The organism is Paenibacillus sp. FSL k6-2145, from assembly GCF_037976585.1.
In the GTDB taxonomy this organism is placed as follows: domain Bacteria; phylum Bacillota; class Bacilli; order Paenibacillales; family Paenibacillaceae; genus Paenibacillus.
Genome location: NZ_CP150267.1, coordinates 5,234,392 through 5,259,032 on the forward strand (window position 1 = coordinate 5,234,392; position 24,641 = coordinate 5,259,032).

The window sequence follows — 24,641 nt, forward strand, 5'->3', positions numbered from 1 at the left end:
ATAAGTTTCAAATAAAAGGAGGTTATCATGACAGTCACATTAATTATTCTTATTGCTATTGTTGTCTTTGGGCTTATAACAGGCACGATCACTACGATTATGGCATTTAAACTGCTAAGTAACAATAAAGAGAAACATCACCTTCGCAAGAGCATTCTGATGGACGGAATTCCAACAGAAGCAATAATTCATGATATTGTACAGACATCATCCAGTATGGATGGAAGGCCTGGTGTGCGATTGGATTTGACTGTAACCCAAGTTGATGGCCGCACCTTCCCAACAATTGTAGAGACTTATATTCCAATCACACATATTCCCCACTTTCAGAAAGGAAATGTCATTAACGTAAGATACATTGCGATGGGGAATGAACGCAAAGTTGAGGTACAGGATGCCTACCTTCCGTGAGGTGCCGCAGGGTGGTAAGCTTCTGTTATCAGGCATATCAAAAACCACTACCTGAAACAACTCAGGTAGTGGTTTTTGATGTTAATTTAATTGAAAATGGTAACAAGCTATTTAAGTTATCGACAGTCAGCAGTTAATCCTCTTCTTTTGACATATTTCTAACGATCAGAAAAATCGCAAATATACCTAATAAAATAATAAATCCATTGGTTATCGGAAACCACATGATTCTATATACCTCGCTTTGTTTCATGAAGTGAATTTCATTACGTTTTAACGCTGCGTTTTTGTGCTCGTTTCAAGCGCACGGCAACCCAGCTCATGATCAGAGCAGCAATGAACAGAAATACGGTCACACCTGCAATGACAACAATGAAAGATTGGTCAAATGCAGCAAAGGCGGCATTTTTGAGCGATTGAGCAGACGCAGCAGGCAAGCTTTCGGCAGCGATAAGCGCTTCATCCAGACTGTCCTTCGCATTGGCTGGCACATGAACTCCCGTAGGAATCTTCATTGCCAGCGTGTAGAACAAGGTCGACATGCTGCCGATAATCGCAATACCGGATGCTCCGCCCAGCTCATAACCTACTTCCTCAATGGATGCTGCCATACCCGCTTTGTGAGGTGGGGCATAACTCATAATGGAATGTGATGCAGCGGTCATGCCTGATCCAAGACCTGCACCAAGCAGTGCCAAACCGATAATTTGCCCAGTGAACCCAGCATTGAAATACATCAGATACGTCCCCATGCCAAGGGCAGCGATGAAGAGAGTGAAGCTTTTGATATATACAACATCCACACGGTGCATAATGGCCCCCGTAACAGGTCCGGCAATGAGTGCTGCAACAGGTATGGATACGGTGAATAGTCCAGCCTGAAGAGGTGACATGCCTTCCACCAGCTGAAGCCGCTGAGTGACCATATATTGCACACCCATTTGTGCAAATAAGCCAACCAGTGCGGTAATAAAGCCGGTACTGAATCTTGGAATTTTGAACAAGGACAGATCCAGCAGTGGAGTCGTACTGTTATTCTGACGGCGAATAAAGATGATCAGGGACAGAAGACCGATCACAGCAGCAATGATAGCGAGTGTGAGGGATCCTTCGCGTCTTGTGAATTCCTTAATGGAATAGATAATTCCAACCATGGCAATCATGATCTGAATGGAACTGGTGAAGTCCCACTTTTTCGACGCATCCCCATGGTGTTTAGGAATCATTTTCAAGGCGAATACAAACGCAAGAATAGCGATAGGCAGGTTAATTAGAAACACAGAGCCCCACCAGAAATGTTGAAGAAGCAGTCCACCAACAATCGGTCCCAGTCCAGCACCACCTGATGCAATGGAACCCCATATGCCGATCGCCAGTGCGAGTTCTCGCTCATTCGTAAACGTAACTCTGATAATCGACAATGTCGCTGGCATCATCATGGATGCACCTACGGCTAGAAGAATTCTGCTCATGACTAGTACAGCCGGTACTGGAGAAAAGGCAGCAGCAAGAGAAGCAGCAGAAAAGACGAGCAAGCCCAGGGTAAATATTTTTTTATGACCAACACGGTCCCCGAGTGTTCCCATTGCAGGAAGAAGACCCGCCATGACAAGGGAGTAACCGTTCAGAATCCATAATTTCTCCGAAGCAGATGCACCGAGATCATGGGTCAAGCTGGGTAAAGCGGTGTACAGGATGGTCATATCCATGACAATGAGTAATAGTGCACTTGAGACAATAACAAGAATCATCCAACGTTTGAATTTTGACATGTTTCCCTCCGACGATATGAATAACTTACAATTTTAGACTAAACTATCGGGTAACCCTATAGTCAAATCTTTATTTACACACTATAATGCATTTATACTTTTATAACTTAGACCACATATGTACACGGAGGGCCCTAAGATGGCTGGACATCACGCACAACACTTTACCACCAGTGAATTTGCCAAGATCTGCGGAGTGACCAAACATACCTTGTTTCATTATGACGAGATTGGGCTGTTAAAGCCTGAATATATCAATGCCAAGGGCTACCGCTACTACGGTATGCAACAAACGTATGTGCTGGATGTCATACATGTGCTGAAGAAGGCAGGAAGCTCACTCCAAGAGATTAAGTCATTTATTCAAAATCAGAATACACCATTGTTAATTGAGCTATTTGAACAGAAATTAAAGGCACTTGAGTTGGAGCAACAACGAATCAAACGTATGCAAAAGCTGCTAAGTGGTGCCATTGAAATGACGAAACAAGCCACGGATGCTTCTCCTGAAGGGCTGCATATTGAACAATGTGAGCTGGAGTATTTTATTGCTGTTCAACTGGAGCAAGGGGATGGGGATAAGGAATTCTTCCGTAAGTTCATTGAATACAGGACCCATTGTGATGAACAGATGATCGACTATGAATTTCCGGTATGGACGATCTTACGTCAGGAGCACTATGAGGCAGGAGAATACTATCCGGATTACTTTGGCAACAAAATAAAAGCTCCCATTTCAGGGGAAACGATATGGATTAAGCCCAAAGGGATGTATGCCGTCATGAATCATCGAGGTTCATACGAAAGCATGCCGGAGACGTATTCCCTCATGAAAGAGGAGATAGAAAAAGAGGGACTGCAAGTCTGTGGACATGTGTATGCACTGGACCTGCTCACTTATTTTGCAGAAAGTAATCCCGATGAGTACATCATCAAAATTTACGTAGAGGTGTGTACGGCTGATAACACAAGCAAAAAACAGAATGGCTTGATTTAGGAGGATTTTTTCTGAAATTAATTAAAACATATGATGTGGATCTAAGTGAAGCATGGTCAGCTCTTCTTCAAGAATTACTTGTTGCCAGTTTTCCAGAGGTTTATCCAAAAGACAGATTGTTCTTTAAGCAAATACCACATGGCAGAGTGTTGGCATTTACCCCTGATAACCAATTAGTTGGGCATGTCGGACTAGATTACAGGATGATGAATTTGAATGGAACACCCATAAGAGTGTTGGGGATAATCGATTTGTGTGTTTCTCCGGCTATTCGCTCTCAAGGAATCGCTTCTTTGTTAATATCCGAAGTGGAAAGGTTGGCCAAAGGGCGTGTTGATTTTGTCCTATTATTTGCGGATCATGAGGAATTGTACATCAAAAATGGATTCAAAACGGTGAGCAACACATGTAAGTGGTTGAAAATTGATCATGAAACCTTAACCACAGTTGGAGTTGGGACTCAAAAGGTAGAGGGGTTAATGATTAAAGAAGTGGGAAGCATGCCATGGGGTGAAGGGGAACTCGACTTTTTAGGATATTTATATTAATCCCTACGCGCCAATATGGGAGAAGGGTGCCTTGACCCATGTTGTATTCCATGTTAAGTTTTCTGTATTCAAATTGTGAGCTTGTAAAGGGGTGATTAAAGTGATGACTGAATTAGAGGTTGTAGATGTTTATGTGGACCTGTCAACGAACATGAACAGTGGCATGGTTCACAATATAACTAATCAGAATCCGACACTTTGTCCTCCTATGCATAGATCTACTCGGCGCTAAATGATTTATCGCCAGGTTTCTTTATTGTATAAGCGAATTTAAATTCTGATTATGTTCAAATATTAAAGTGAGGGAATCCATGCCATGTTCGATGGTGAAATCCCGTCAGTTTACTTTTATATTTCACATAAGAAGGATGATCTGTATGTCTTTAATTAACGTTACCAACCTGACCTTTGCCTATGATGGCAGTTACGATAACATATTTGAAAATGTTAGTTTTCAGTTGGACTCTGATTGGAAATTGGGTTTTACCGGAAGGAACGGCAGAGGTAAAACAACCTTCCTCAATCTGTTGCTCGGCAAATATGAGTACAGCGGACATATCTCTGCGAATGTTAGCTTTGAATATTTTCCTTTCCAGGTAGAGAATAAGGGAGCTATGACCGTCGATGTCATCGGCGAGATTCATCCTGAATATCTGCACTGGCAAGTTGTGCGCGAGCTTAACCTGTTGAAAGTGTCAGAAGATGTGTTGTATCGGCCTTTCGATACGTTATCCAACGGAGAACAAACAAAGGTGATGCTGGCTGCTTTGTTCCTGAAGGATAATCGGTTTCTGCTCATTGATGAACCTACCAATCATCTTGATCTTCATGCGAGACAAATTGTAGGTGATTATCTCCGCAGCAAGAGTGGATTTATTTTGGTATCTCACGATCGGGCGTTTCTGGATCACAGCGTGGACCATATCCTTTCCATCAATAAGAGTAACATCGAGATTCAGAAAGGCAATTTTTCCGCTTGGTGGGAAAATAAAAGAAGGCAAGATCAGTTTGAACTTGCGAGTAATGAGAAATTAATAAAGGATATCAAACGTTTATCCGATTCAGCCAAACGGACCGGTGGATGGTCGCATGAAGTTGAAAAAACCAAAAATGGTACGAGAAATTCCGGTTCCAAGGTGGATAAAGGATATATTGGGCACAAGGCTGCCAAAATGATGAAACGTTCCAAAAATATCGAACAAAGGCAGCAATCTGCGATTCAGGAGAAATCCAAACTTCTCAAAAATATCGAGAGTGCAGAACGTCTACAGATTCATCAGCTGGATTTTCACAAGCATGAACTTGTCGAATTGGAACATGTGTCGATCTCATACGGCTCCAATACGGTGTGTAAGGATGTCAGTATCACGGTTGAAAAAGGGGATCGTATATCCCTATACGGTAAAAATGGATCTGGAAAATCAAGCATTCTCAAACTGATCTGTGGTGAAGATATCCCTTATACAGGTCTTTTCCGTAAGGATCATCAGCTTAAAATCTCGTATGTGTCGCAGGACACGTCCGATCTCGGAGGATATTTATCTGAGTATGCGGCCACACAGGGGATTGATGAAAGTCTGTTTAAATCGATACTTCGAAAGTTGGATTTTTCCAGAATGCAATTGGAGAAAGATATCTCAACGTTTAGCGCAGGTCAAAAAAAGAAAGTGCTCATTGCCAAAAGTCTCAGTGAGAAAGCACATCTGCATATTTGGGATGAACCACTCAACTTTGTAGATGTCATTTCACGTATGCAGATCGAAGACTTATTGTTGGAATACTCGCCAACCCTGCTTTTTGTAGAGCATGATCGTGAATTTTGTACAAATATTGCAACGAGAATCATCGAACTGTAAGTAACGGGAAAGATAACGATGCTAAGAGCCGCCAAATGGCGGCTTTTAGTTTTACTCGTTAGGAAGTATGCTATAATTTTATAGTCTAATCCAATCATATGATGGATGATCAGATCAATTGTTGAACTATACTCGCCAAGAGGTGTAATACAATGAAAAAGGAAATGACTACAATCAAACAAACCAGGCTTCATTCCATTTTGGACGAGGCCACCAAGTTGCTGATTGAAAAACCGAATGCTTCCATGAATGAAATTGCAGAATCTGCAAAAATCGGGATCGCTACGTTACATCGATACGTGGAAAGCCGCGAACAGCTGATGATTCATCTGGGATTACGCGCAATCGAGGTGGTCAGTGAGACCATGCAACAAATTCAACTGGATGAGGAGCACTGTGAAAAATACATACCTGAGCTGATCGAGGCGCTGATTCCATTAGGCGACAAAATATATTTTCTGGCTCATGACACCACCGTTAACTATAATCCCGAGATTGAGGGAGCAGATATGAAACTGAGACAACCTGTACTGCATGCGGTCGGTCTGTTACAACAGAAAGGTTACTTCCGCTCCGATCTTGATAAAACCTGGATTGTCGATGTGCTGTATTCCATCATGTTCCTGACGTGGCAGCAGGTTGTAAGTGGTCATATCGCGAGAAAAGCAGCCCCTGCGCTTGTAATAGACACGTTTTATCATGGATTTAAGCAACACTAGGTCAGCGCCAATTGAAGTAAAAAACAATAGATCTAAATACGAAAACACCCCTAAACAGTCAATCGTATCGTTAGATACGCAGACTCTTTGAGGGTGTTTTTTTGCGTTCACAACAGCGTTTCTCAGTGCGCAAGCTTCAAAGACTTGATTTTTACTGAGATTCAAATATTAACAGGGTTCAGAATTTAAGATTTCCAGTTTACAAAAAATGATATAAATTTCTAGTAGATTCAAATCATTACCAAATAAAGACAAAATATTCAAACGAGGGGGCCGGACAGAACTACCTGCAATTGTGCAGTTCGAATCAGCTTATGTACTCATTCCATCAACCCAAATCAGGAGGGATTCCATGCTTTACACCATTATTGTGCCAGTCAACCAGGACTATAACATTTTGAACCTGTTCACAGATTCGTTACTCCGGACGGTAAGCCCATCCACTCAGATTATTTTCATCAACGATGGTTCCGGCTCAGCAGTCTTTCAACATCTGGATAAACTGAAGCAAGAAGTAAGTGAAGGTGTGACCATCGAGATTCTTCAGCATGATTTTCCACTCGGTTGCGCCGTGTCGATTAATAGCGCACTGAGTCTTGCCAAGGGGGAGTACATTTTCTTCCTGGATTCTGACACCATTCTTCAACCGAACTGGCAACCGATGATGAAAGAGACACTGGATAGCGATATTACGATTGGCATGATTGGAGGGGTTCTGTTGTATCCGCAAACAGGAGGCGTGCAGCATTGCGGCATTGCTTTTGCGGACACCATCGGACGACACCTGTTCCTGAACGCATCTCCTGATGATATACCAAAAGAAACCTTCTCTGTTCAACTGGTGGTGTTCGCCATGTTTGGCATGAAGCGGGAGGTGTATGAGACCATCGGCAACCTCGATGAGAAGTTCTTTAACGGATACGAGGACTTTGATTATCAGATGCGGGCACGAGCTGCGGGATACGATACGGTCATTAACCCGAATATTCAGGCGTATCACTGGGAACGCAGCAGCGGCATTCACCGCAACTTCAACCGCAAGAACAATCTGGCACGCTTCTGGAAAAAGTGGGGCGGTCAAATCGAGGCTGATGTGTGGCCATTCGTTTTCAGTCATTTGAAAACACAGCTGGAAAGCCAAGGGGAATACCAGCATCTGCCGATTGTTGGCATTGACCTTGCCGAGGTTCGAAGTGATGCCGATACATTCTGGACCAAGCTGGAGGAAGCCGAATTTGCAAATGTAGCCGAAGTACGTGACTATTCAAACCGCTTTAATTCCAATGGGGCCATCTGGCTGCCACAGGTACTGGGCAAGGAACTGATTCATAGTGAGAACCGGTTACTGTTTTTGGTGGACAATTTCGCCCGTTTGCTGGAGAACCGCTATTGGATTGAGATGAGACATGCTCATCGAGCCAAGGATCTGATCATTGACCTGTATGGCAATGTGATCACAATGGATCGCATATACGATGGATGCTGGCCTGGAACCAAAGTTCGGTAATTCACTCACAACGAAAATAAACAGGGAGGTACTTAAGGTGAAAGAAAAAGAGAGCACGCTCGATCGTGCCGTAAGATTTACCCGGAATCTGGAGTGGTTGGAACAAGTCGAAAAGGTAATTCCGAGCGGATGCAGCACTTTAGCCAAAGCACCTGAACGTTTATTTCCCGGGCATACACCCGTATGTTGTGCAGAGGCTTACAAATCCCGATTTACAGATATCGACGGGAATGAATGGCTGGATTGCGAGATGGCCATGGGTACGGCGTCTTGGGGCCATGCGAGGCATGAAGTCCAACTAACCGTCATTCACCAGCTGAAAAAAGGGACAAGCTTTTCTCTGCCTGCCGACATTGAGCTTGAATGCGCCGAGTTGATTTTGGAGCGGTTCGAGGGTCGTTATCCATCGCTTCGCTTTACCAAGAGTGGGGCCGATGCAGTGAGTGGAGCTGTACGTCTGGCTCGTGCTGCAAGTGGTAAGAGCAAGGTTATTGCGACGGCTTATCATGGGTGGCACGATTGGTCTGCCTACGGCTATTATGGTGGCCAGACGAAAGAACGTGGCATCCCGGTGGATATCGAGCGTTCAACGATCTGGGTCAACAAACCTACTGTGGAGCGAATTGAGGCCCAGATTACCTCATCTCCCGAGGATATCGCATGTATTGTTTTGTGCCCCAACGAGTGGAAAAGGGACGCGCTGGAGGAAGCCGTAAACCTGTGTCGCTCTCTGGACATCATTATTATATTTGATGAGGTCACTTCCGGTATTCGAATGGGCAAGCAGGCTACAGCAGGAGAATATGACATCTGGCCTGATCTGCTCTGTATCTCGAAAGGTATGGCCAACGGTTTACCGCTCGCAGCGGTTTTGGGGCCTGAGCACTTGATGTCTCTGTCGGGACAGGTCCGATTCAGTAATGCCCATTCCAGCGAAACAACAGCGCTCGCGGCAGCCATTGCCTGTGAACGATTAATGAAAAATGCGAAAGTATGGCCGACCTGGCGTGAACCGGCAACCCGGATCATGGATCGTCTGGAATCTGAACTTGTGTTACTCGGATTAACGGATCAATTGGAAGTGAAGGGGACGTATGCAAGCTTCTGCATTCAATCCTTGGCTGAAGATAACTTCCAAACAGATCCTTTCCGCGAGTTCATGGTGAAGAGAATGGCTCACTTCGGCATTTTCACCAAAGGGTACTTTATTTTCTCCGATGCCCATACACGGGAAGAATTGCTGTGGGTCGAGGAAGCGCTGTTGCAGATCCTGTCAGACTGGAAAGAGATTCAGAAGCAGGAACATCTTCATGCGATGCAATTTTCGAAAACGTTTGAAGCTTAATCCATAGATTATAATCAACAATCGACTAGGAGGAATATTCAATGAAAGCACTCGTATATCAGGATCTCAAACAGGTGACTTATCAGGAGATTGAGGAGCCAACCATTCAAAAGCCAAACCAGGTAAAAATTAAAATCTATGGTTCCGGCATCTGCGGGACAGATCTGAATATTGTCAAAGGCAAAGTGCCTGCAAATAAAGGGACAATCATTGGTCATGAAGGTGTGGGCACCGTTGTTGAGGTGGGCAATGAAGTACGTAGTTTCAAGATCGGTGATCGGGTATTGGTTGATCCCACGCAATCTTGCGGTACCTGTTCCTATTGCCGCGAAGGTCTGTTCATCTACTGCGAGAATTTTGATGACTATCAAGTAGGGATGACGACACACGGAACCTTTGCTGAATATTTTGTCGGGGACGAAAAGTATATCTATGCCATCCCGGATTCCATGAGTTGGGAAACGGCCATGATGATCGAACCACTGGGATGTGTACTTCAGACGTTCATGAAAGCAGAGACTAAGCCAAGTGACTCCGTACTGGTCCTCGGTTCGGGTGCAATCGGTTCCCTGTGTCAGCTTGTTAGCAAACGATTGGCAAGGCTTACTGTAGGCACGGAAGTGGATCCATACCGCAAAGAGTTCGCTTCAGGGATCGCGGATCATGTGTTCTATCCTCAGGATCTGACACTGGATAAAGTTTACGAGATCAATAATAACAAAAAGTTTGATATTGTAGTGGACGCGGTTGGTAACCAGCTTCATGTAGGGTTTGAGCTGATTGCCAAAGGCGGCAAAATTATTCCTATGGGATATGACGACAGCTATGAGGTAACGTTCAAATCAACAGCCGTCATTAATGATGGCATTAGTATCATCGGTGCAGTTGCTAATCACTCGATGATCAGTACGGCACTGAAATTTGCCCAAAGCATCCCGGAACTGGAACAGATGGTGACAGCCAAGGAACTGCTGAGTGATTATGAACAGGCCTTTAATGGAACGATTGGTTATGACATGCACACTGGAGAGAAGTTGCCGATGAATTCAGTCAAAACAGCTCTTATCCTATAAGCATGTAGACATTAGCGGGTTTGCCGCTGCGAGAAGTTAGAATTCGCAGCGGTGAAAACCGCAGAAGGAAGGGATATCGATTGAAATTGCTTCAAGATTTGCCGAAGAATCCACGCTACTCCATTTTACTCGAACCGGTATGGGCCATTCCGGGCACGATCGTTCTCTTCTACGCTCCTTTATATATGAAGGAAGCCGGACTTTCGGACATTGAAATCGGTTTAATCAATTCGGTGAATCTTTATTTTGCCTTTATCTTTCAATTGTTTGCGGGTTCCATTACGAATAAGCTGGGCCGGAAACGAACAACGCTGATCTTTGATCTGCTTGCCTGGAGTGTTCCCATGTTCATCTGGGCCTTCTCCCAGAACTTCTGGCTGTTCCTGATCGCTTATTTACTGAATGCAACATCCAAGTTTGTAACGGTCGCCTTTAACTGTCTGATCATAGAGGATGTGGAGGAACACAAACGATCCAAGGTATTTGCCATTCTCAACATGATTATTACAGGGGCTGGGGTACTTACGCCGATTGCCGGAGTTGTCATTGCTGATTTTGGTATTGTACCAACACTGGCCAGCATTTACTTTGTCGGGGGCATCCTCATGACCGCCATGTTTTTCATTCGTAACCGATACACGGATGAGACCGAGGTCGGCAAGGAACTTATGGGACTGCATAGTAAAACCCGCGTGCTTCAGAGCTTGGGTTCCAGTCTGCGCCTGTTCGGCAAATCGTTCTACAAACGGAGACTTTTTCCGATTATTCTGATCACGGTGTTGTCCAATCTGATTTTGCAGCTGAACTTCTTTCAGGTCATTTTCTTCAAGGAACAGTTGAAATTTGATGACCGTGTCATTTCGTTTATCCCAGTAGTGACTGCGGTAACCGTCATGCTGCTCTATCTGGTCATCATTCCGCGACTGAAACGGCGTTCGGAAGAAAAGTATGTTGGTTTTTCCATCGTGCTTAGCACGGCCGGAGCCATTCTGTTTCTATTGATCCCTGTGGGGAATATAGGCATGCTGTTTCTCACGTTAATTGTGCTCGCTGCGGGGAACTTCATTTTGCAGACGTACCGGGATTCCCTGCTGATGAACCGATTGGGTACGCATGAGAAAGCCGATATGTTCTCGGCCGTGCAGACGGTCATGACGCTGACAGCCATTCCATCGGGATACCTGACGGGCTTGCTCTACCATTACAATCCAACGCTGTTGTTCAGTGTCATTCTTGGTCTATATATCGTACTCATGGTCATCATGTTTTTCCTGCCAGATCCGCAAAAGCACTCCCAAGTGCTGGAACCTTACAAAAATATGTAGAAAAAGGGGTTTACTGTATTTGGAGCGAATATGTAGTACAGAAAAAATGAGTAAATGCATGTTCAAAAAGAGCGGTTTTCAGTACCGAGAAGATGGGATGAAGCTAGAAATGGAGTAGCGGAGCGTAGGAAAACTACGTGAGCAACCGCAATGTTTCCGAAGGAAACATACTTCGTAAGCCCACACTTATTTCGGCTGAATGCCATATTCGATGCTGATGATGCCACTAGGCATCCTTAGTAATCAAAAGCGTACTTTTTGAACTACCGCTAGAACATATTTTAACTTGGGAGGCTACTAACAAATGACTAACGTAATGACAACAGAAGCGCGGAAGCAATGGAGTTGGATGAACGAGCCCGAAAGCTGGTCCTTTACAGATCAGGGAGGTGTGCTGGTGGAAGCGAAGGCGGACACCGACTTTTTCCAAGATCCAGCGGGGAAGCACATTCGTGCAACTGCACCATTCCTGTCCATACCTGTGCCTGGCGATTTCGAAATCACCACCCAATTAACCGTTGATATGAAAAATCAATATGATTCCGGATGTCTGATGGTGATGGCGGATGATCTTAACTGGTGCAAAATTTGTTTTGAGTATGATGGAAAAGTGCCTACCATCGTGTCGGTGGTGACACGTGATGGTTCATCCGATGATTGCAATTCGGTTGAAGTCTCCGTACCTAATCCTTATCTGCGTATACGCAAAGTAGAGGACTGCATATCATTCTTTTATTCACCCGATGGGGATGAGTGGAAACTAATTCGTTATTTCGGCATGCCGATACAAGGGGAACTTCGAGCTGGATTAGTTGTACAATCGCCAACTGGAACGGGCTGTACGTGTCACTTTTTATCTGTGAACGTTACTCATCCGGACTTGACCGCACGTTTCTAATCCGCTCCCCCGGCCGATCATTGGAGGGAGAACAGGTTCATGGTAAAAGCGTTTATATTTGATTTTGATGGACTCATTGTGGATACAGAGACACCCTGGTATTATGCATTTCGCGATATTTATGAAGAGCACGGAGTGGAACTTGGTCTGGAGCTATGGTCGAAAAATGTGGGGACATCCTTTGAGGAGTTTCATCCATTTCTATATCTGGAGCAGGCGCTCCAAAAAAAGATAGATCATGATCATATCAAACTGCTCTCTGAACAGAAATACGAAGTCTATTTGGGACAGGCCGCCATTCTTCCGGGGGTGTATGAATTACTGCAGTCTGCGAGGCAGAAGGGGATTCAGCTTGCGGTTGCTTCCAGCTCTACACGGGACTGGGTGCATGGTTACTTGCAGAAATTAGGCATTTTTGATTATTTCACAGTTGTTCATACATCCGAGGATGTGAAGCGAGTGAAACCGGACCCTGAACTTTACCTTCTTGCTCTCCGGAGTCTTGGGATCGAGGCTTCCGAAGCGATTGTGTTCGAAGACTCACCTAATGGCTTGAAGGCAGCCAATGCAGCAGGTATTCGTTGTATCATCGTGCCTAACGAGGTAACGTGTGGTCTGGAATTCGCCATGCATGAACTGCGGTTATCCTCGCTGGCCGAGATTGATATGGAGGCGCTTTAATCCAGATACTGCTTGCGTAGCTCGATAGGGGAGATCCCTTCGTATTTTTTGAACACAGATCCAAAGTAACTGGCACTGTTGAAACCAACAGCTTTGGCTATTTCATGAGCGGTTGTAGCGTCATTTTCGATGAGCATTTCCTTGGCTTTCAACAACCGATATCGCATCAGATACTCCAGTGGAGTCATTTGAAATTCTTTTTTGAATATCCGATTGAGGTGTTGCTCGGTAACGTCCATCTGCTCAGCCAACATGGGGAGAGAAATATCCTGATGATAATTTTGTTTGATAAAAGTAATGAGTTCATCCAATCTTAATCGGGCATCAGAACGTTCGTAAGCACTATAGCGTTCACCTTCAATGGTTAATCTGACCAAAAGCATGTACAGTAATGCGGAGACGTGCCAGATTCGATCCTTGTGCCGGGACTGCAGCGCCAACGTAATTTCACGCAACAGGATATGAAGCATTCCATCCGGCTTGAAGGCGCGCAGCTCCCCGATCTGCAAGGTATGCAAGAACCGTGGCAACAAATAGCCATTGAAAGACAGACAATCAAATCGTAATGAATCACTCAGATTGTGGTAACGGTAGGTTACCTCCGGGAACAAAATGAGAGCGGTCCCTTTTTTGATCGAGAATTCATGATTCTTTGCTGCGATTCGCCCTGTTCCTCCGATGCACTGTACAATGCTGTAATCCCGTGAATGGTCGCTCCAATTCATCAATTCATCAACGGTCAACTGGTTTTGCCCTGTAATCATGAGCGGCATATCGGTATCCAGCGGATTCCCCATGCTAGGTTTCGGCATCGTCGTGTTATTCCTCTTTTCGTTAAAGGATCATGTGCGTAAGTGGCGTGGTTACAGAGTTAAAAGAAACCTAGAAAGAATTATATTACATAAATGGAATAATTTTAATTGAATGACGGACGATATATAAAACGTTTTCATATAAATGCTTCAACAATTATTTATTGGATGAATGAGTATGAACTGTAGTCTGATCAGCCTCTATCTATGGATCTAAAAGTACGCCTGCCTTGCCAACAGAATGCGAAACGGTATACGCTATAACGAATGAGTGATTAAAGAAAGGAATGCAAACATGAAGAAAGTCATCGTAGTTGGATCGGGTATTCTGGGGGCATCAACAGCCTATCAATTAGCCAAACGGGGCGCAGAAGTAATCATCATAGACCGAAAAGATATAGGACAGGCAACGGATGCAGCTGCTGGGATCATCTGTCCATGGCTGTCACAGCGACGTAATCAGGACTGGTATCAGCTCGCCAAGGCTGGTGCGCGGTTCTATCCTGGCATCATAGCGGAGCTTGAAGACGAAGGAGAAACGGAAACCGGTTATGCTCAAGTGGGCGCGCTTAGTATTCATACGGATGTGGACAAAATCAACAAGATGGAAGAACGGGCCCATCTTCGCAAAGCAGATGCACCGGAGATTGGCGACATTACACCTCTTGATGCCAAAGAAACCCGTGAGCGTTTTCCATTGCTGGATGAACGTTATCAATCGGTACATATCAGCGGTGCTGCACGTATAGATGGAAGGGCGCTTCGCGATGCCTTGATCCGATCTGCACAGCGAAATGGAGCGGAAGTGATCCATGGAGACGCCACGCTTCAATTCGAAGCAAATCGGGTCGTGGGTGTGAGTGTTAATGATCGGAGTTTCCTGGCAGATGAAGTCGTTGTCTGTGCAGGTGCATGGGCGAACGAACTGCTGAAGCCGCTCGGCATACACTTTAAAGTGCATTATCAAAAGGCACAAATTATGCATCTACATGTCACGGATGGGGAGGATACAGGCCGCTGGCCTGTGATCATGCCACCTTCTGACCAATATCTCTTGGCCTTTGATCAGCAGAAGATTGTGATTGGTGCCACTCATGAAAATGATGTGGAGGGTTATGATACAAGAGTAACCGCAGGGGGCATGCAGGAAGTTTTGGATAAAGGCCTGGAACTGGCACCAGGTCTTGCAGACAGTACATTCCAGGAAGTACGAGTTGGGTTCCGTCCGTTCACACCTGGCTTTCTGCCAGTAATGGGGGCTGTCCCAGGCTGGCAAGGTCTGATTACAGCGAACGGACTTGGAGCCTCTGGATTGACCATGGGTCCTTTTATCGGGAGTCAACTGGCGAAACTAGCTCTTGGCATGGAGCTGGATATCGATATTGAGCCCTATGCTGTTAGCAAAGCAATGGATGAAATTGAAAGAGGTGAACTATGACATATTCACAACGTTTATCCGATGGGGCGAATTCGTCCGATATCATATATCTGGAACATCAGATCGGTACAACGAAAGAAGAACTGCGCATAGCTTTGGAGAAACAAGAAACATACAAACGCGAATTGTCGGAATTGAAGTCAACACCAATCGGTAATGCATCGGAAGACAGTTCTGAAGAGCAAATTTTAATGGAGAAGGCAAGCCAAACGCAGGACTTGATTGAGACCTTGTCTGCACAGCTGGGTCAGCTACAGGAAGCATTGGCGAAACTAGGCGATTGATCGGTACATATCGCTGATCTCTCTGAAACACCGACAGAAATAATATACGATACGTATAAAACGAAAACCCCTTATATTAAGGGGTTTTTCTGATTTAGTTCAAATGGTTTATATCAATAAATGAACGTATGGTATAAAATGGAATCAGGTGCTGAACTGTCAATTCAGGTACCCATGTAACCAATCACGAAACTATGCTGAGAGGTGGGTTCCAAATGTATAAAGAAGTGATACGCGTTGAGGACATCACGGGGTTTCAGTCCAGATCTGAAGAGTTTTTCCCACTTCACTGGTTTCGAAAAATGCTGTCCGAGCATCCTGTGTACTATCACGAAGATACAGACACCTGGAATGTGTTCAGATACGATGATGTGAAGCAGGTTCTGAGTAATCATGAGTATTTTTCAGCCGAAGGAACCCGGACAACAATTGCCGTTGGAGCAAAGAACAATGAAGGCACGCCTCCAGACAAATTAAACATATCAAGTATCGATCCTCCTCGTCATCAAAAAAGTCGTTCGTTGTTATCGGCTGCTTTTACACCGCGTAGCCTGAAGAACTGGGAGCCCCGCATTCGCAACATTGCAGAGCAGCTGGTAGCCGATATTGAGCCAAATACGACCATTGATATTGTTCAAGCGTTGGCTGCTCCGCTGCCTTCGATGGTTATGGCTGATCTGCTCGGTATCCCTCTCACAGACAGTCATCGCTTCAAGAATTGGGTAGATATTCTGTTTCAACCTACCAATCCGAAGACTGCTGAAGAGAGTGAACTGAAAAAACAAACTGCAGCGCAAGAGTACTATCAATTCCTGTACCCCATTGTGGTACACAAACGGACCCATCCTGGTGAGGATATCATTACCGATCTGTTGAACGTTGATGTTGAGGGGGAGAAGTTCACGGAGGATGAGGTTGTTCGCACGACCATGCTTCTGCTTGGAGCCGGTATAGAGACAACAAGCCATATGGTTTCAAATACGTTCTATTCCTTCCTCTACGATGACCCGAGCTTGTATGGCCAACTCAGGCAGAACCCCGAATGGGTTCCGCTCGCAGTGGAAGAAATGCTTCGTTATCGGTTCCATAATGCCAAGCGACATCGGACAGTGAAGCAGGATAATCAACTGCTCGGAGTGGATTTGAAAAAAGGAGATGTTGTCATCTCCTGGATGAGTGCAGCCAATATGGATGAACAGATGTTTGAAGAGCCCTTTGAGCTGAATATTCATCGTCCTAATAACAAAAGACATCTTACCTTTGGTAATGGCCCACACTTTTGTCTAGGTGCCCCACTGGCAAGAATGGAACTCAGCATTGCCTTGACAGCATTTGTGGAGAAGATTGCTCGGATTGAACCGGTAGACTCCTTTGATTTGGAGAATAATCTGGCCACTTCAGCTCCGGGGCAGTCGTTGACCCATCTGCCAGTGAAGATCGTTGCGAGTGAGAAGTAATCATACGGGATACAACCTAAAAAGCGGCAGATCAGACGTAAACGTCTTGATCTGCCGCTTTGTTATGCAAGCAAGTATGAAGCTGGACACCTTAATTTGAATTCATAGAAACTTTTTGTCTTACCACCTGTTTGATTTCTTCCTCTTTGGCTTGTTTGGTACGTTTGATAAAGAAGGAAAGAACTAATCCCACAACAGCGATACCGATGATAACAACATAAGCATCATTGATACCCTGGATCATGGATTCTGTAGCAAGCTGTTTTTGACTGAGACCATTGGCTGCACCAGTCGCCATCATATCCTGTACATGTGCAGTTGTACGCGAGGTCATGACACTTACGAGCAATGAAGTACCTACAGCGCCAGCCACTTGTCTGACGGTGTTGGAGATAGCAGTACCGTGTGCACCAAGTCTTGGTGGCAGTTGGTTAAGCCCCGCAGTCTGAATCGGCATCATGAGCAGAGCCATACCAATTCGGCGGCCGGTTGACATTAATACCAGGTAACCATAACTGGTTGAATCCGTTAAGTCGATGAAACCAATTGTCGTCACGATGGTGATCACCATCCCGATTACAGCGAGCCATTTCGCTCCAAATCGGTCAAACAATTTTCCGGCTACTGGCATCAGGAAGCCCATGACAAGCGCACCCGGAAGGAGTAATAATCCGGACTCCAGTGCAGTGTAACCACGTGCGTTCTGGAGATACAAGGGAAGCAACATCATGTCAGCATACATGATCATTGTAATCGCGATACTGATGACCGTGGTCAGGGAGAACATGTTGTATTTGAAAGCCCGCAGATCAAGCAGCGGAGTTTCAGAAACGAGCTGACGCCAGGTAAACAGAGCAAGGGCAACAATACCAGCCGCAATGCAGATAAGAACTTCTGCACTTGACCATCCCAGACTTCCTGCTCTGCTGAACCCGTAGAGCAATGCGCCAAATCCGATCGTGGACAGCACCACACTGATTGTGTCGAACTTTGTGTTGACCCTTTCGGATACATTCTTCAGGTATACAAACGCAAAGGCAATAACAATAAGAGTTAATGGAATCATGCCGTAGAACATTGTTTGCCAAGAGTAGTTCTCAAGGATATAACCGGCAAGGGTAGGCCCGATTGCAGGGGCAAAAATGATGGCAAAGCCAACCATACCCATCGCAGATCCTCGTTTTTCAGGAGCAAACAAAGTCAAAATAACGTGCATCAAGAGCGGCATGATAATGCCGGCGCCAGCTGCCTGAATCATACGTCCTGTCAGCAGTGTGCCAAAGTTATTTGCAAGAGCGGATACGATGGTACCAATCAGGAAAATAAACATGGAAGCTTGGAATAATTGCTTGGTTGAAAAGCGTTGCATGAAGTAGGCCGTAATGGGGATCAGCACTCCGTTCACCAGCATGTAACCTGTCGTTAACCATTGTGCTGTTGCGGCGGAGATATTAAAATCACCCATCAGTTCCGGTGTAGCGACACTCATGATCGTTTGATTCAACGTTGCAAGGAAGGCTCCCAAAATCATGATAAACAGGATGGGGCCTTTCTTTACGGATAATTCTTCTTGTACTCTAGCCTGACTCAATCCTTTTCATCCTTTCAATCCACGCGTGACTAAATTTACAACGTGTTGTATAGTTTACATTGTATTTATTGAATTATATACATATTCGGACAGATTACAATTTACGTTATGATGTGTTTTCGTCGTTTATTTTACAAATAAAATGAATTTGTTGTGTAAATCAAAAATAAACGACTGATCGTTTAAAATTGTAATGTTTAAAAATTTGATAGGAGGGATACACGTGAAAGACGAGAAGAAATCAGCCGTGGACCCAAGAATATTGCGAACACGTCAGTTAATTCGAGGTGCATTTGTTGAATTGCTGCAGGAAATGGATATTGAGAAGTTGTCAGTCAACAAAATTGCCGAACGAGCGACGATCAATCGGGTAACCTTCTACCTGCACTATCGTGATATTACGGATATGATGGAGAAGATGGCCGACGAGATGATTGAGCATATTGAACGTATCGTGGATGAATATGCCCCTCATTTTGAGAAGCATAGGACGGAAGAGGCTTGGCCTGTTTTGGTCAAGTTACTGGAGCATTTTGCAGAGAACGCCTCGTTTTATCAGGTCGTACTTGCTACAAAGCGCACACCGATTTTTACCGAACGACTGCTCAAATTGTTGAGTACGCTGGTCAAAGCCAAGATTGATCGGGTGGAGATGGAGGATGAACTGGAAGAGTCCGGCATTCACAAAGAAATCGCAATCTGGTACGGTTCTTCGGCCCTGATTGGTACCATTGTCGCCTGGCTGCGTAATGATATGCCTTATTCCCCGCATTTTCTGGCGAAACAATTCTCGTTGATTCGCTCGTACTCCTATAATGACCTGATATAATCAAAGTACAATCCGCTGACGGCAAACGGGGGGATATGACAGGGAAATTGCAGCCCATTTCACCTAATGTAATAGAGGAGGAATAATGTAATGAAATATAGTGCAGAACGTATCTATGTAAGATTTTGGAATGTGGAAGATGCCTCTTTGCTTCTGGATCTACAGATTCGTAACCGTACGGAAATCGAGAAAATCACAGCGAGTAATCGGGATGATTCTTTCTACAGCCTGGAAGGGCAAAGGTCACTTATTGAGAGCTGGAACAAGAAGAGAGAAGAAGGAAATCGCTATTCTTTTGGACTTTTTCTACATACAACGGATGAACTCGTCGGTGAAATTTCTTTGTTCGAGATCATATTGGATTCTACCCCAAAATGGATCGTTGGTTATGTGACGGATATTCTACATCAAGGAAAAGGGTATATGAGCGAAGCCCTGCAATGTGTGCTGGAGTTTGCCAAACACGAAACTGAAATTACTCGAATCGAAGCTGGCGCTGTACCTGATAATACAGGCTCCATCCGTGTCCTTCAAAAAGCAGGATTCAAGGAGAATGGGTCACAGCCTGTGCCAATCCAGGGAATGTTGAAAGAACATACGATGTTTGCTGTGGACTTACTATAAGCACGATGTTTTACTATTTACTATAGAAGTTGAACTATATATTTAAACGTAACGGAGAGGACAGAAAAAAACTATGGCTACTATACTCGTTGCAGACGACGATGCGAACATTCGCGAACTCGTTTGTTTATTTCTAAAAAACGATGGATTCACAACGGTGGAAGCTGCCGACGGTAAGGAAGCTCTCACCGTGTATGGCGAAACTCCAGTGGATCTGGTTGTGCTTGATATTATGATGCCTGTTATGGACGGTTGGGCACTGTGCAAGGAACTCCGAAGAGCGAATCCCGACCTCCCGCTACTCATGTTGACCGCGAGAGGAGAGACTTGGGAGAAAGTGAAAGGATTCGAATTGGGGACGGATGATTATTTGACCAAACCGTTTGATCCATTGGAGCTTACCGCTCGTGTCCGAGCATTGCTGAAACGATACAAAATTGGCTCTACACACACAATCCATTTTGGCAACGTCATTCTGGATCGTCAGACGTATAAGGTGACAAGAGGTACGGAGTCGCTTACGTTACCACTTAAGGAGTTTGAATTATTGTATAAACTTGCTGGAACACCAGGACAAGTCTACACACGTGAGCAGTTGATTGATCAGATATGGGGAATTGACTACGCCGGAGATGATCGAACAATAGACGTACATATTAAGCGCCTTCGCGAACGATTCGCGACTACACCTGACTTTCGGATTGAAACGGTGCGTGGGCTAGGATACAGACTTGAGGTCCATGAATGATCCGATCCATATATATTCGTGTGGTCCTGACCTTTCTGGGGTCTGTCATCGCTGGTACGGTCATTTCATTTTTTGTGTCTACCTGGATATTTGAGGACAAATTGAACCAAAACGCTCAAATTAACTTGCGTAATTTTGGCCAAGACGTTGTGCAGATTTATAAGACCCTGCCTTTACGTGAAGCGGACTTGTATGTAAGTGGAATGAAGCAGCTCAATTCCTATCATATCCGAATTTACGAAGCTTCCGGTCAGTTCGAGTCTTACGGAAAACTTAACGGACATAAGTCTGCTGCTGTGACGAGTGAGCAACTAAAGAAAGTATTAGCTGGGGGCGTTGTTCAAGATACGAGGGATGGGATCGCTACGGTGATTTTAGGGTTGCCTTTGAAAACGGAGATGGGAACCAAAGCGATGTTTTTGGAAACACTCTCACCTCCCTCAGCCACGTTTGTGGTCAAGTGGGGCTTGATCTTTGCAATCAGTTCGTTGATGACAGGAAGTTTGTTAATCCTGGTTGCTTCTGTATATCTGGTGAGACCGATCAAGAAGTTGACCCAAGCAACCAAACGAATTGCAGCTGGAGATTTCAACGTCAAGTTGAACATTAAGCAAACGACTGAGATTGGTACGTTGGCTCGCAGCTTTGAAGAAATGATGCATGATCTGAAGCAGTTGGAGCAGATGCGCAGGGAATTTGTTACAAATGTTTCACACGAGGTTCAGTCTCCGCTCACCTCGATATCCGGTTACGCTTCGGCACTGAAGCAAGTAAACCTCTCAGAACAAGAGCGAAACCGTTACCTGGATATTATCATCTCTGAAGCGAAACGAATGTCCAAAATGAGCGATAGCCTGCTCAAGCTGAGTTTGCTTGAATCGCAGTCACAGCAACTAAGGCTCAATTCCTTAAGCCTTGATGAACAGATCCGGCGGGTCATTGTGGCACTTCAGCCGCAATGGTCTGCGCGCAACATTCATTTCGAGCTTGATTTGGAGAACGTGAAGGTAACGGCTGATCACGACCAGTTAAATCAGGTATGGACAAACATCATAGGAAATAGCATCAAGTTTTCCAAGGATGGCGGTATGATTAAAGTCCGTATCGAAGAGGATTTCAAAAATGTGACTGTTCGAATATCCGACACGGGCATTGGAATTCCCCTGGAAGACCAGAAGCGTATATTCGACCGCTTTTTCAAGGCAGATCGTTCCCACAGTCGTAAATACGACGGGAGTGGTATGGGACTAGCAATCGTTAAACAGATCGTATCGCTTCATCAGGGTGACATCGGAGTGGAAAGCGAACCTGGTCAAGGTACGACCTTTATTATCACGTTGCCCATCCATCCACCAACGGATAGTTAGGCTCACAGGATAGGTGAATGAATTAGAATATCCACGGAGTATTTAAACCGAATTTTTATGCCATGTGTAACATGCAAGCTTCCTTGTATGTTACAACATGGCATTTTTTTTGCTTGTTCATATTCCGTTCATATTAAGGTCATTGGGAGTACATCTTTGTTAGTTAGGCTTGAATTAGCGGCCTGTTAGGCCAATATACAGATGAGGATAGGAGCAGATGAATGTGAATCAACATGTAGAGAAAGAAGTACAGAGTAAAAGCAAAATAAAGAAAGTGTTAAACATCTTGTTTAAAGTGTTTGCCGCAATCGTTATCGTAATCCTACTTTTTGTAGCTACCGTGTATACCGTTAACAAAATCAGCAGTTATTCGGAGCAAAAAAGAATGGAACCATATGGTCAACATGTATCCGTAGACGGGAAAAATATGAATGTGTTTATTCAAGGCAAAGGCGAGGAAACGATTGTGCTTCTGCCGGGTTTTGGAACAGCGTCACCTGCACTTGATTTTAAGCCACTTATTTCAGAACTATCCCCCTATTATAAAGTCGTTGTGGTTGAACCTTTTGGTTATGGATTGAGTGATCAGACTGACAAGGAACGCAGCACAGCAAATATCGTCAGTGAAATCCACGAAGCGCTGCAAAGTCTACATATTGATCGGTATATCTTAATGGGTCATTCCATTTCAGGGCTCTATAGTCTGGACTATGTGAACAAATATGCAGATGAAGTAAGTGCATATGTTGGGCTGGACACCAGTGTTCCAGCGATTAGTGAACAGAAGGTTGAAGCATCAGAAATCGTACCGATTACATGGTACCGTAACTTGGGTTTCCCACGTTTGCAATTAAAAATGAGTGATGATCCATATGCTGGGCTACCGTATGATGAACAAACCAAAGAACAATTGAACATTTTGATACAAAAGAACATGTTTAATTCAACTCAATTAAACGAGATTGTAAGCATGTATTCCAACTTTAAAGCAGCTGAACAGCAAACGTTGCCTGTTAATCTCCCGGTTCTTTTCTTTGTTCAAAAGAATCATCCGGTAGCGGAGAATTGGGTTCCTGAACATGAGAAGTTAATAGAGAATTCTGTGCGTGGTGAAGTGATGCTACTCGAAGCAAATCATTATTTATACCGTTCCCATGCCAAAGAAATCGCTGAAAAATTCAGGAGTTTTATGACGCAGCAATAAATATTGATTGACTTATTCATATTCAGTTCATATTGACGTCACGGGGAGTACATTTTCATTGGATAAGATTTCATTAGCAGCAAAGAAGACAACCGAACAAACAGTTCAAGACAGGAGAAGATCAGAGTGACACTACCAGAAGGAAAAAAAGCCAAGAACAGAACCAGGCTCAAGAAGGTACGAAATATTATACTTAAAGTACTGGGCGCAATCTTAATTGCCATTATTCTATTTCTAGGTATTGTTTATATCACAAATGTGATTAGTAGTAATTCAGAGGCGAAAAAGATAGAGCCCTACGGTCAGCATGTATCTGTAGACGGGAAAAATATGAATGTGCTCATTCAAGGTGAAGGCAAGGAAACGATTGTGCTTCTGCCCGGTTATGGAACAGCAACACCAGCGCTTGATTTCAAGCTGCTTATTGATGAATTATCTCCATATTACAAAGTGGTTGCTGTTGAGCCATTCGGTTATGGATTAAGTGATGAAACTGAAAAAGAAAGAACCACAGAGAATATCGTAAGTGAAATTCATGAAGCTCTGCAACAACTTGATATTCATCAGTACATGCTTATGGGTCACTCTATTGCAGGCATTTACGGCATTGATTATGTGAACAAATATCCGGGTGAGGTGACTGCTTTTGTCGGTATCGACAGTAGTGTTTCCACCCAACCTAGTATTACAGATGCGAAGTTCCCATTAAAAACGTTTGCGCTTCTCAGAAATACAGGTCTCTTAAGATTAATGATGAAAGTAAATGCAGACCCCTATGAGGGACTGGCATTTGACGATCACACAGTTGAGCAGATGAAAATGATCTCAAATAAAAACATGTATAATCCCACGTCATTAAATGAGATGGATCATATTTATTCCAATTTCAAAGGTGCTCGAGGTTTAACCTTCCCTAAAGACCTTCCACTTCTTCTCTTTGTACAAGCAAATAATGAAGGTGTTGAAGGATGGATTCCGTTGCATGAAGGGCAGATCAAAGATTCAGTACATGGGAAAGTCATCACTATGGATGGTTCACATTATTTACATCATACTCAATTCAAAAAAATTGCTGAAGATGTAAGAGCATTTATGAACGAAGCAAAATAAATATGGTTTCGGCCGTTGCCGTGATGAAAGAGAGAGGAATTCAAC

23 protein-coding genes are annotated in these 24,641 nt (G+C 44.3%); 20 read left to right on the forward strand and 3 right to left on the reverse strand.

Features of this window, described 5'->3' with window-relative positions; translation table 11 throughout:
* The first annotated feature begins 27 nt into the window (after window positions 1–27).
* A complete protein-coding gene (locus tag NZ043_RS23235; protein WP_133384648.1) occupies window positions 28–411 on the forward strand; it encodes a hypothetical protein in 384 nt (127 codons plus the stop codon).
* Window positions 412–677: 266 nt separating this feature from the next.
* Here NZ043_RS23235 and NZ043_RS23240 read toward each other — a convergent pair whose 3' ends face one another.
* On the reverse strand, window positions 678–2,183 hold the full coding sequence (locus NZ043_RS23240) for an MFS transporter (RefSeq protein ID WP_339309326.1): 1,506 nt from the start codon (window positions 2,181–2,183) through the stop codon (window positions 678–680).
* Between the two features lie 139 nt (window positions 2,184–2,322).
* Between NZ043_RS23240 and NZ043_RS23245 the strand changes: the two genes are divergently transcribed.
* The 10 genes from NZ043_RS23245 (at window position 2,323) to NZ043_RS23290 (ending at window position 13,132) form a co-directional block, all read left to right on the forward strand.
* Window positions 2,323–3,180, forward strand: coding sequence for a MerR family transcriptional regulator (locus tag NZ043_RS23245; protein ID WP_176872650.1), 858 nt, complete (start codon window positions 2,323–2,325; stop codon window positions 3,178–3,180).
* A 35-nt stretch (window positions 3,181–3,215) separates the two neighbouring features.
* Complete coding sequence (locus NZ043_RS23250) at window positions 3,216–3,728, forward strand: GNAT family N-acetyltransferase (protein WP_240767999.1); 513 nt, start codon at window positions 3,216–3,218, stop codon at window positions 3,726–3,728.
* 377 nt (window positions 3,729–4,105) lie between these two features.
* Entirely contained in the window at window positions 4,106–5,584 is a 1,479-nt protein-coding gene (abc-f, locus tag NZ043_RS23255; RefSeq protein WP_339309327.1) for an ABC-F type ribosomal protection protein, read from the forward strand.
* Between the two features lie 152 nt (window positions 5,585–5,736).
* Window positions 5,737–6,303 carry a helix-turn-helix domain-containing protein gene (locus NZ043_RS23260; RefSeq protein WP_339309328.1) on the forward strand — a complete coding sequence of 189 codons (567 nt, stop codon included), beginning with the start codon at window positions 5,737–5,739 and terminating at the stop codon, window positions 6,301–6,303.
* 352 nt (window positions 6,304–6,655) lie between these two features.
* Window positions 6,656–7,810 carry a glycosyltransferase gene (locus NZ043_RS23265; RefSeq protein WP_091030866.1) on the forward strand — a complete coding sequence of 385 codons (1,155 nt, stop codon included), beginning with the start codon at window positions 6,656–6,658 and terminating at the stop codon, window positions 7,808–7,810.
* A 37-nt stretch (window positions 7,811–7,847) separates the two neighbouring features.
* A complete protein-coding gene (locus NZ043_RS23270) occupies window positions 7,848–9,155 on the forward strand; it encodes an aminotransferase class III-fold pyridoxal phosphate-dependent enzyme (protein ID WP_339309329.1) in 1,308 nt (435 codons plus the stop codon).
* A gap of 41 nt (window positions 9,156–9,196) precedes the next feature.
* On the forward strand, window positions 9,197–10,228 hold the full coding sequence (locus NZ043_RS23275; RefSeq protein WP_339309330.1) for an alcohol dehydrogenase catalytic domain-containing protein: 1,032 nt from the start codon (window positions 9,197–9,199) through the stop codon (window positions 10,226–10,228).
* Window positions 10,229–10,308: 80 nt separating this feature from the next.
* The gene (locus tag NZ043_RS23280; RefSeq protein WP_289392425.1) at window positions 10,309–11,553 is read left to right on the forward strand and encodes an MFS transporter; all 1,245 of its coding nucleotides are present in this window, start codon (window positions 10,309–10,311) and stop codon (window positions 11,551–11,553) included.
* 304 nt (window positions 11,554–11,857) lie between these two features.
* Window positions 11,858–12,451, forward strand: coding sequence for a DUF1349 domain-containing protein (locus NZ043_RS23285; protein WP_339309331.1), 594 nt, complete (start codon window positions 11,858–11,860; stop codon window positions 12,449–12,451).
* 39 nt (window positions 12,452–12,490) lie between these two features.
* A complete protein-coding gene (locus NZ043_RS23290; protein WP_289392427.1) occupies window positions 12,491–13,132 on the forward strand; it encodes an HAD family hydrolase in 642 nt (213 codons plus the stop codon).
* On the opposite strand, the gene NZ043_RS23295 is transcribed toward NZ043_RS23290, so the two are convergent.
* The gene (locus tag NZ043_RS23295; protein WP_091030852.1) at window positions 13,129–13,944 is read right to left on the reverse strand and encodes an AraC family transcriptional regulator; all 816 of its coding nucleotides are present in this window, start codon (window positions 13,942–13,944) and stop codon (window positions 13,129–13,131) included. The two genes, NZ043_RS23290 and NZ043_RS23295, sit on opposite strands and share 4 nt — an antisense overlap.
* Before the next feature lie 295 nt (window positions 13,945–14,239).
* Between NZ043_RS23295 and NZ043_RS23300 the strand changes: the two genes are divergently transcribed.
* The 3 genes from NZ043_RS23300 (at window position 14,240) to NZ043_RS23310 (ending at window position 17,123) form a co-directional block, all read left to right on the forward strand.
* On the forward strand, window positions 14,240–15,382 hold the full coding sequence (locus tag NZ043_RS23300) for an FAD-binding oxidoreductase (RefSeq protein ID WP_339309332.1): 1,143 nt from the start codon (window positions 14,240–14,242) through the stop codon (window positions 15,380–15,382).
* Window positions 15,379–15,666: a hypothetical protein gene (locus NZ043_RS23305; protein WP_339309333.1), complete on the forward strand. Its 288-nt coding sequence runs from the start codon at window positions 15,379–15,381 to the stop codon at window positions 15,664–15,666. The genes NZ043_RS23300 and NZ043_RS23305 overlap by 4 nt, the downstream gene beginning before the upstream one ends.
* A gap of 215 nt (window positions 15,667–15,881) precedes the next feature.
* Window positions 15,882–17,123: a cytochrome P450 gene (locus tag NZ043_RS23310; protein ID WP_249910798.1), complete on the forward strand. Its 1,242-nt coding sequence runs from the start codon at window positions 15,882–15,884 to the stop codon at window positions 17,121–17,123.
* 91 nt (window positions 17,124–17,214) lie between these two features.
* On the opposite strand, the gene NZ043_RS23315 is transcribed toward NZ043_RS23310, so the two are convergent.
* Entirely contained in the window at window positions 17,215–18,654 is a 1,440-nt protein-coding gene (locus NZ043_RS23315) for a DHA2 family efflux MFS transporter permease subunit (protein WP_091034919.1), read from the reverse strand.
* Window positions 18,655–18,937: 283 nt separating this feature from the next.
* Here NZ043_RS23315 and NZ043_RS23320 point away from each other — a divergent pair, with 283 nt between their 5' ends.
* From NZ043_RS23320 to NZ043_RS23345, 6 genes are all read left to right on the forward strand, one after another.
* Window positions 18,938–19,543, forward strand: coding sequence for a TetR/AcrR family transcriptional regulator C-terminal domain-containing protein (locus tag NZ043_RS23320; RefSeq protein WP_339309334.1), 606 nt, complete (start codon window positions 18,938–18,940; stop codon window positions 19,541–19,543).
* Between the two features lie 90 nt (window positions 19,544–19,633).
* A complete protein-coding gene (locus NZ043_RS23325) occupies window positions 19,634–20,167 on the forward strand; it encodes a GNAT family N-acetyltransferase (RefSeq protein WP_339309335.1) in 534 nt (177 codons plus the stop codon).
* Between the two features lie 73 nt (window positions 20,168–20,240).
* Window positions 20,241–20,915 carry a response regulator transcription factor gene (locus tag NZ043_RS23330; RefSeq protein WP_249910796.1) on the forward strand — a complete coding sequence of 225 codons (675 nt, stop codon included), beginning with the start codon at window positions 20,241–20,243 and terminating at the stop codon, window positions 20,913–20,915.
* Window positions 20,912–22,282 (forward strand): HAMP domain-containing sensor histidine kinase, encoded by a 1,371-nt coding sequence (locus tag NZ043_RS23335; protein ID WP_091030833.1) that lies wholly within the window; start codon window positions 20,912–20,914, stop codon window positions 22,280–22,282. The genes NZ043_RS23330 and NZ043_RS23335 overlap by 4 nt, the downstream gene beginning before the upstream one ends.
* A gap of 217 nt (window positions 22,283–22,499) precedes the next feature.
* Window positions 22,500–23,486: an alpha/beta hydrolase gene (locus NZ043_RS23340; protein ID WP_091030831.1), complete on the forward strand. Its 987-nt coding sequence runs from the start codon at window positions 22,500–22,502 to the stop codon at window positions 23,484–23,486.
* A 126-nt stretch (window positions 23,487–23,612) separates the two neighbouring features.
* Entirely contained in the window at window positions 23,613–24,596 is a 984-nt protein-coding gene (locus NZ043_RS23345; protein WP_091030829.1) for an alpha/beta hydrolase, read from the forward strand.
* The last annotated feature ends 45 nt before the right edge of the window (window positions 24,597–24,641 follow it).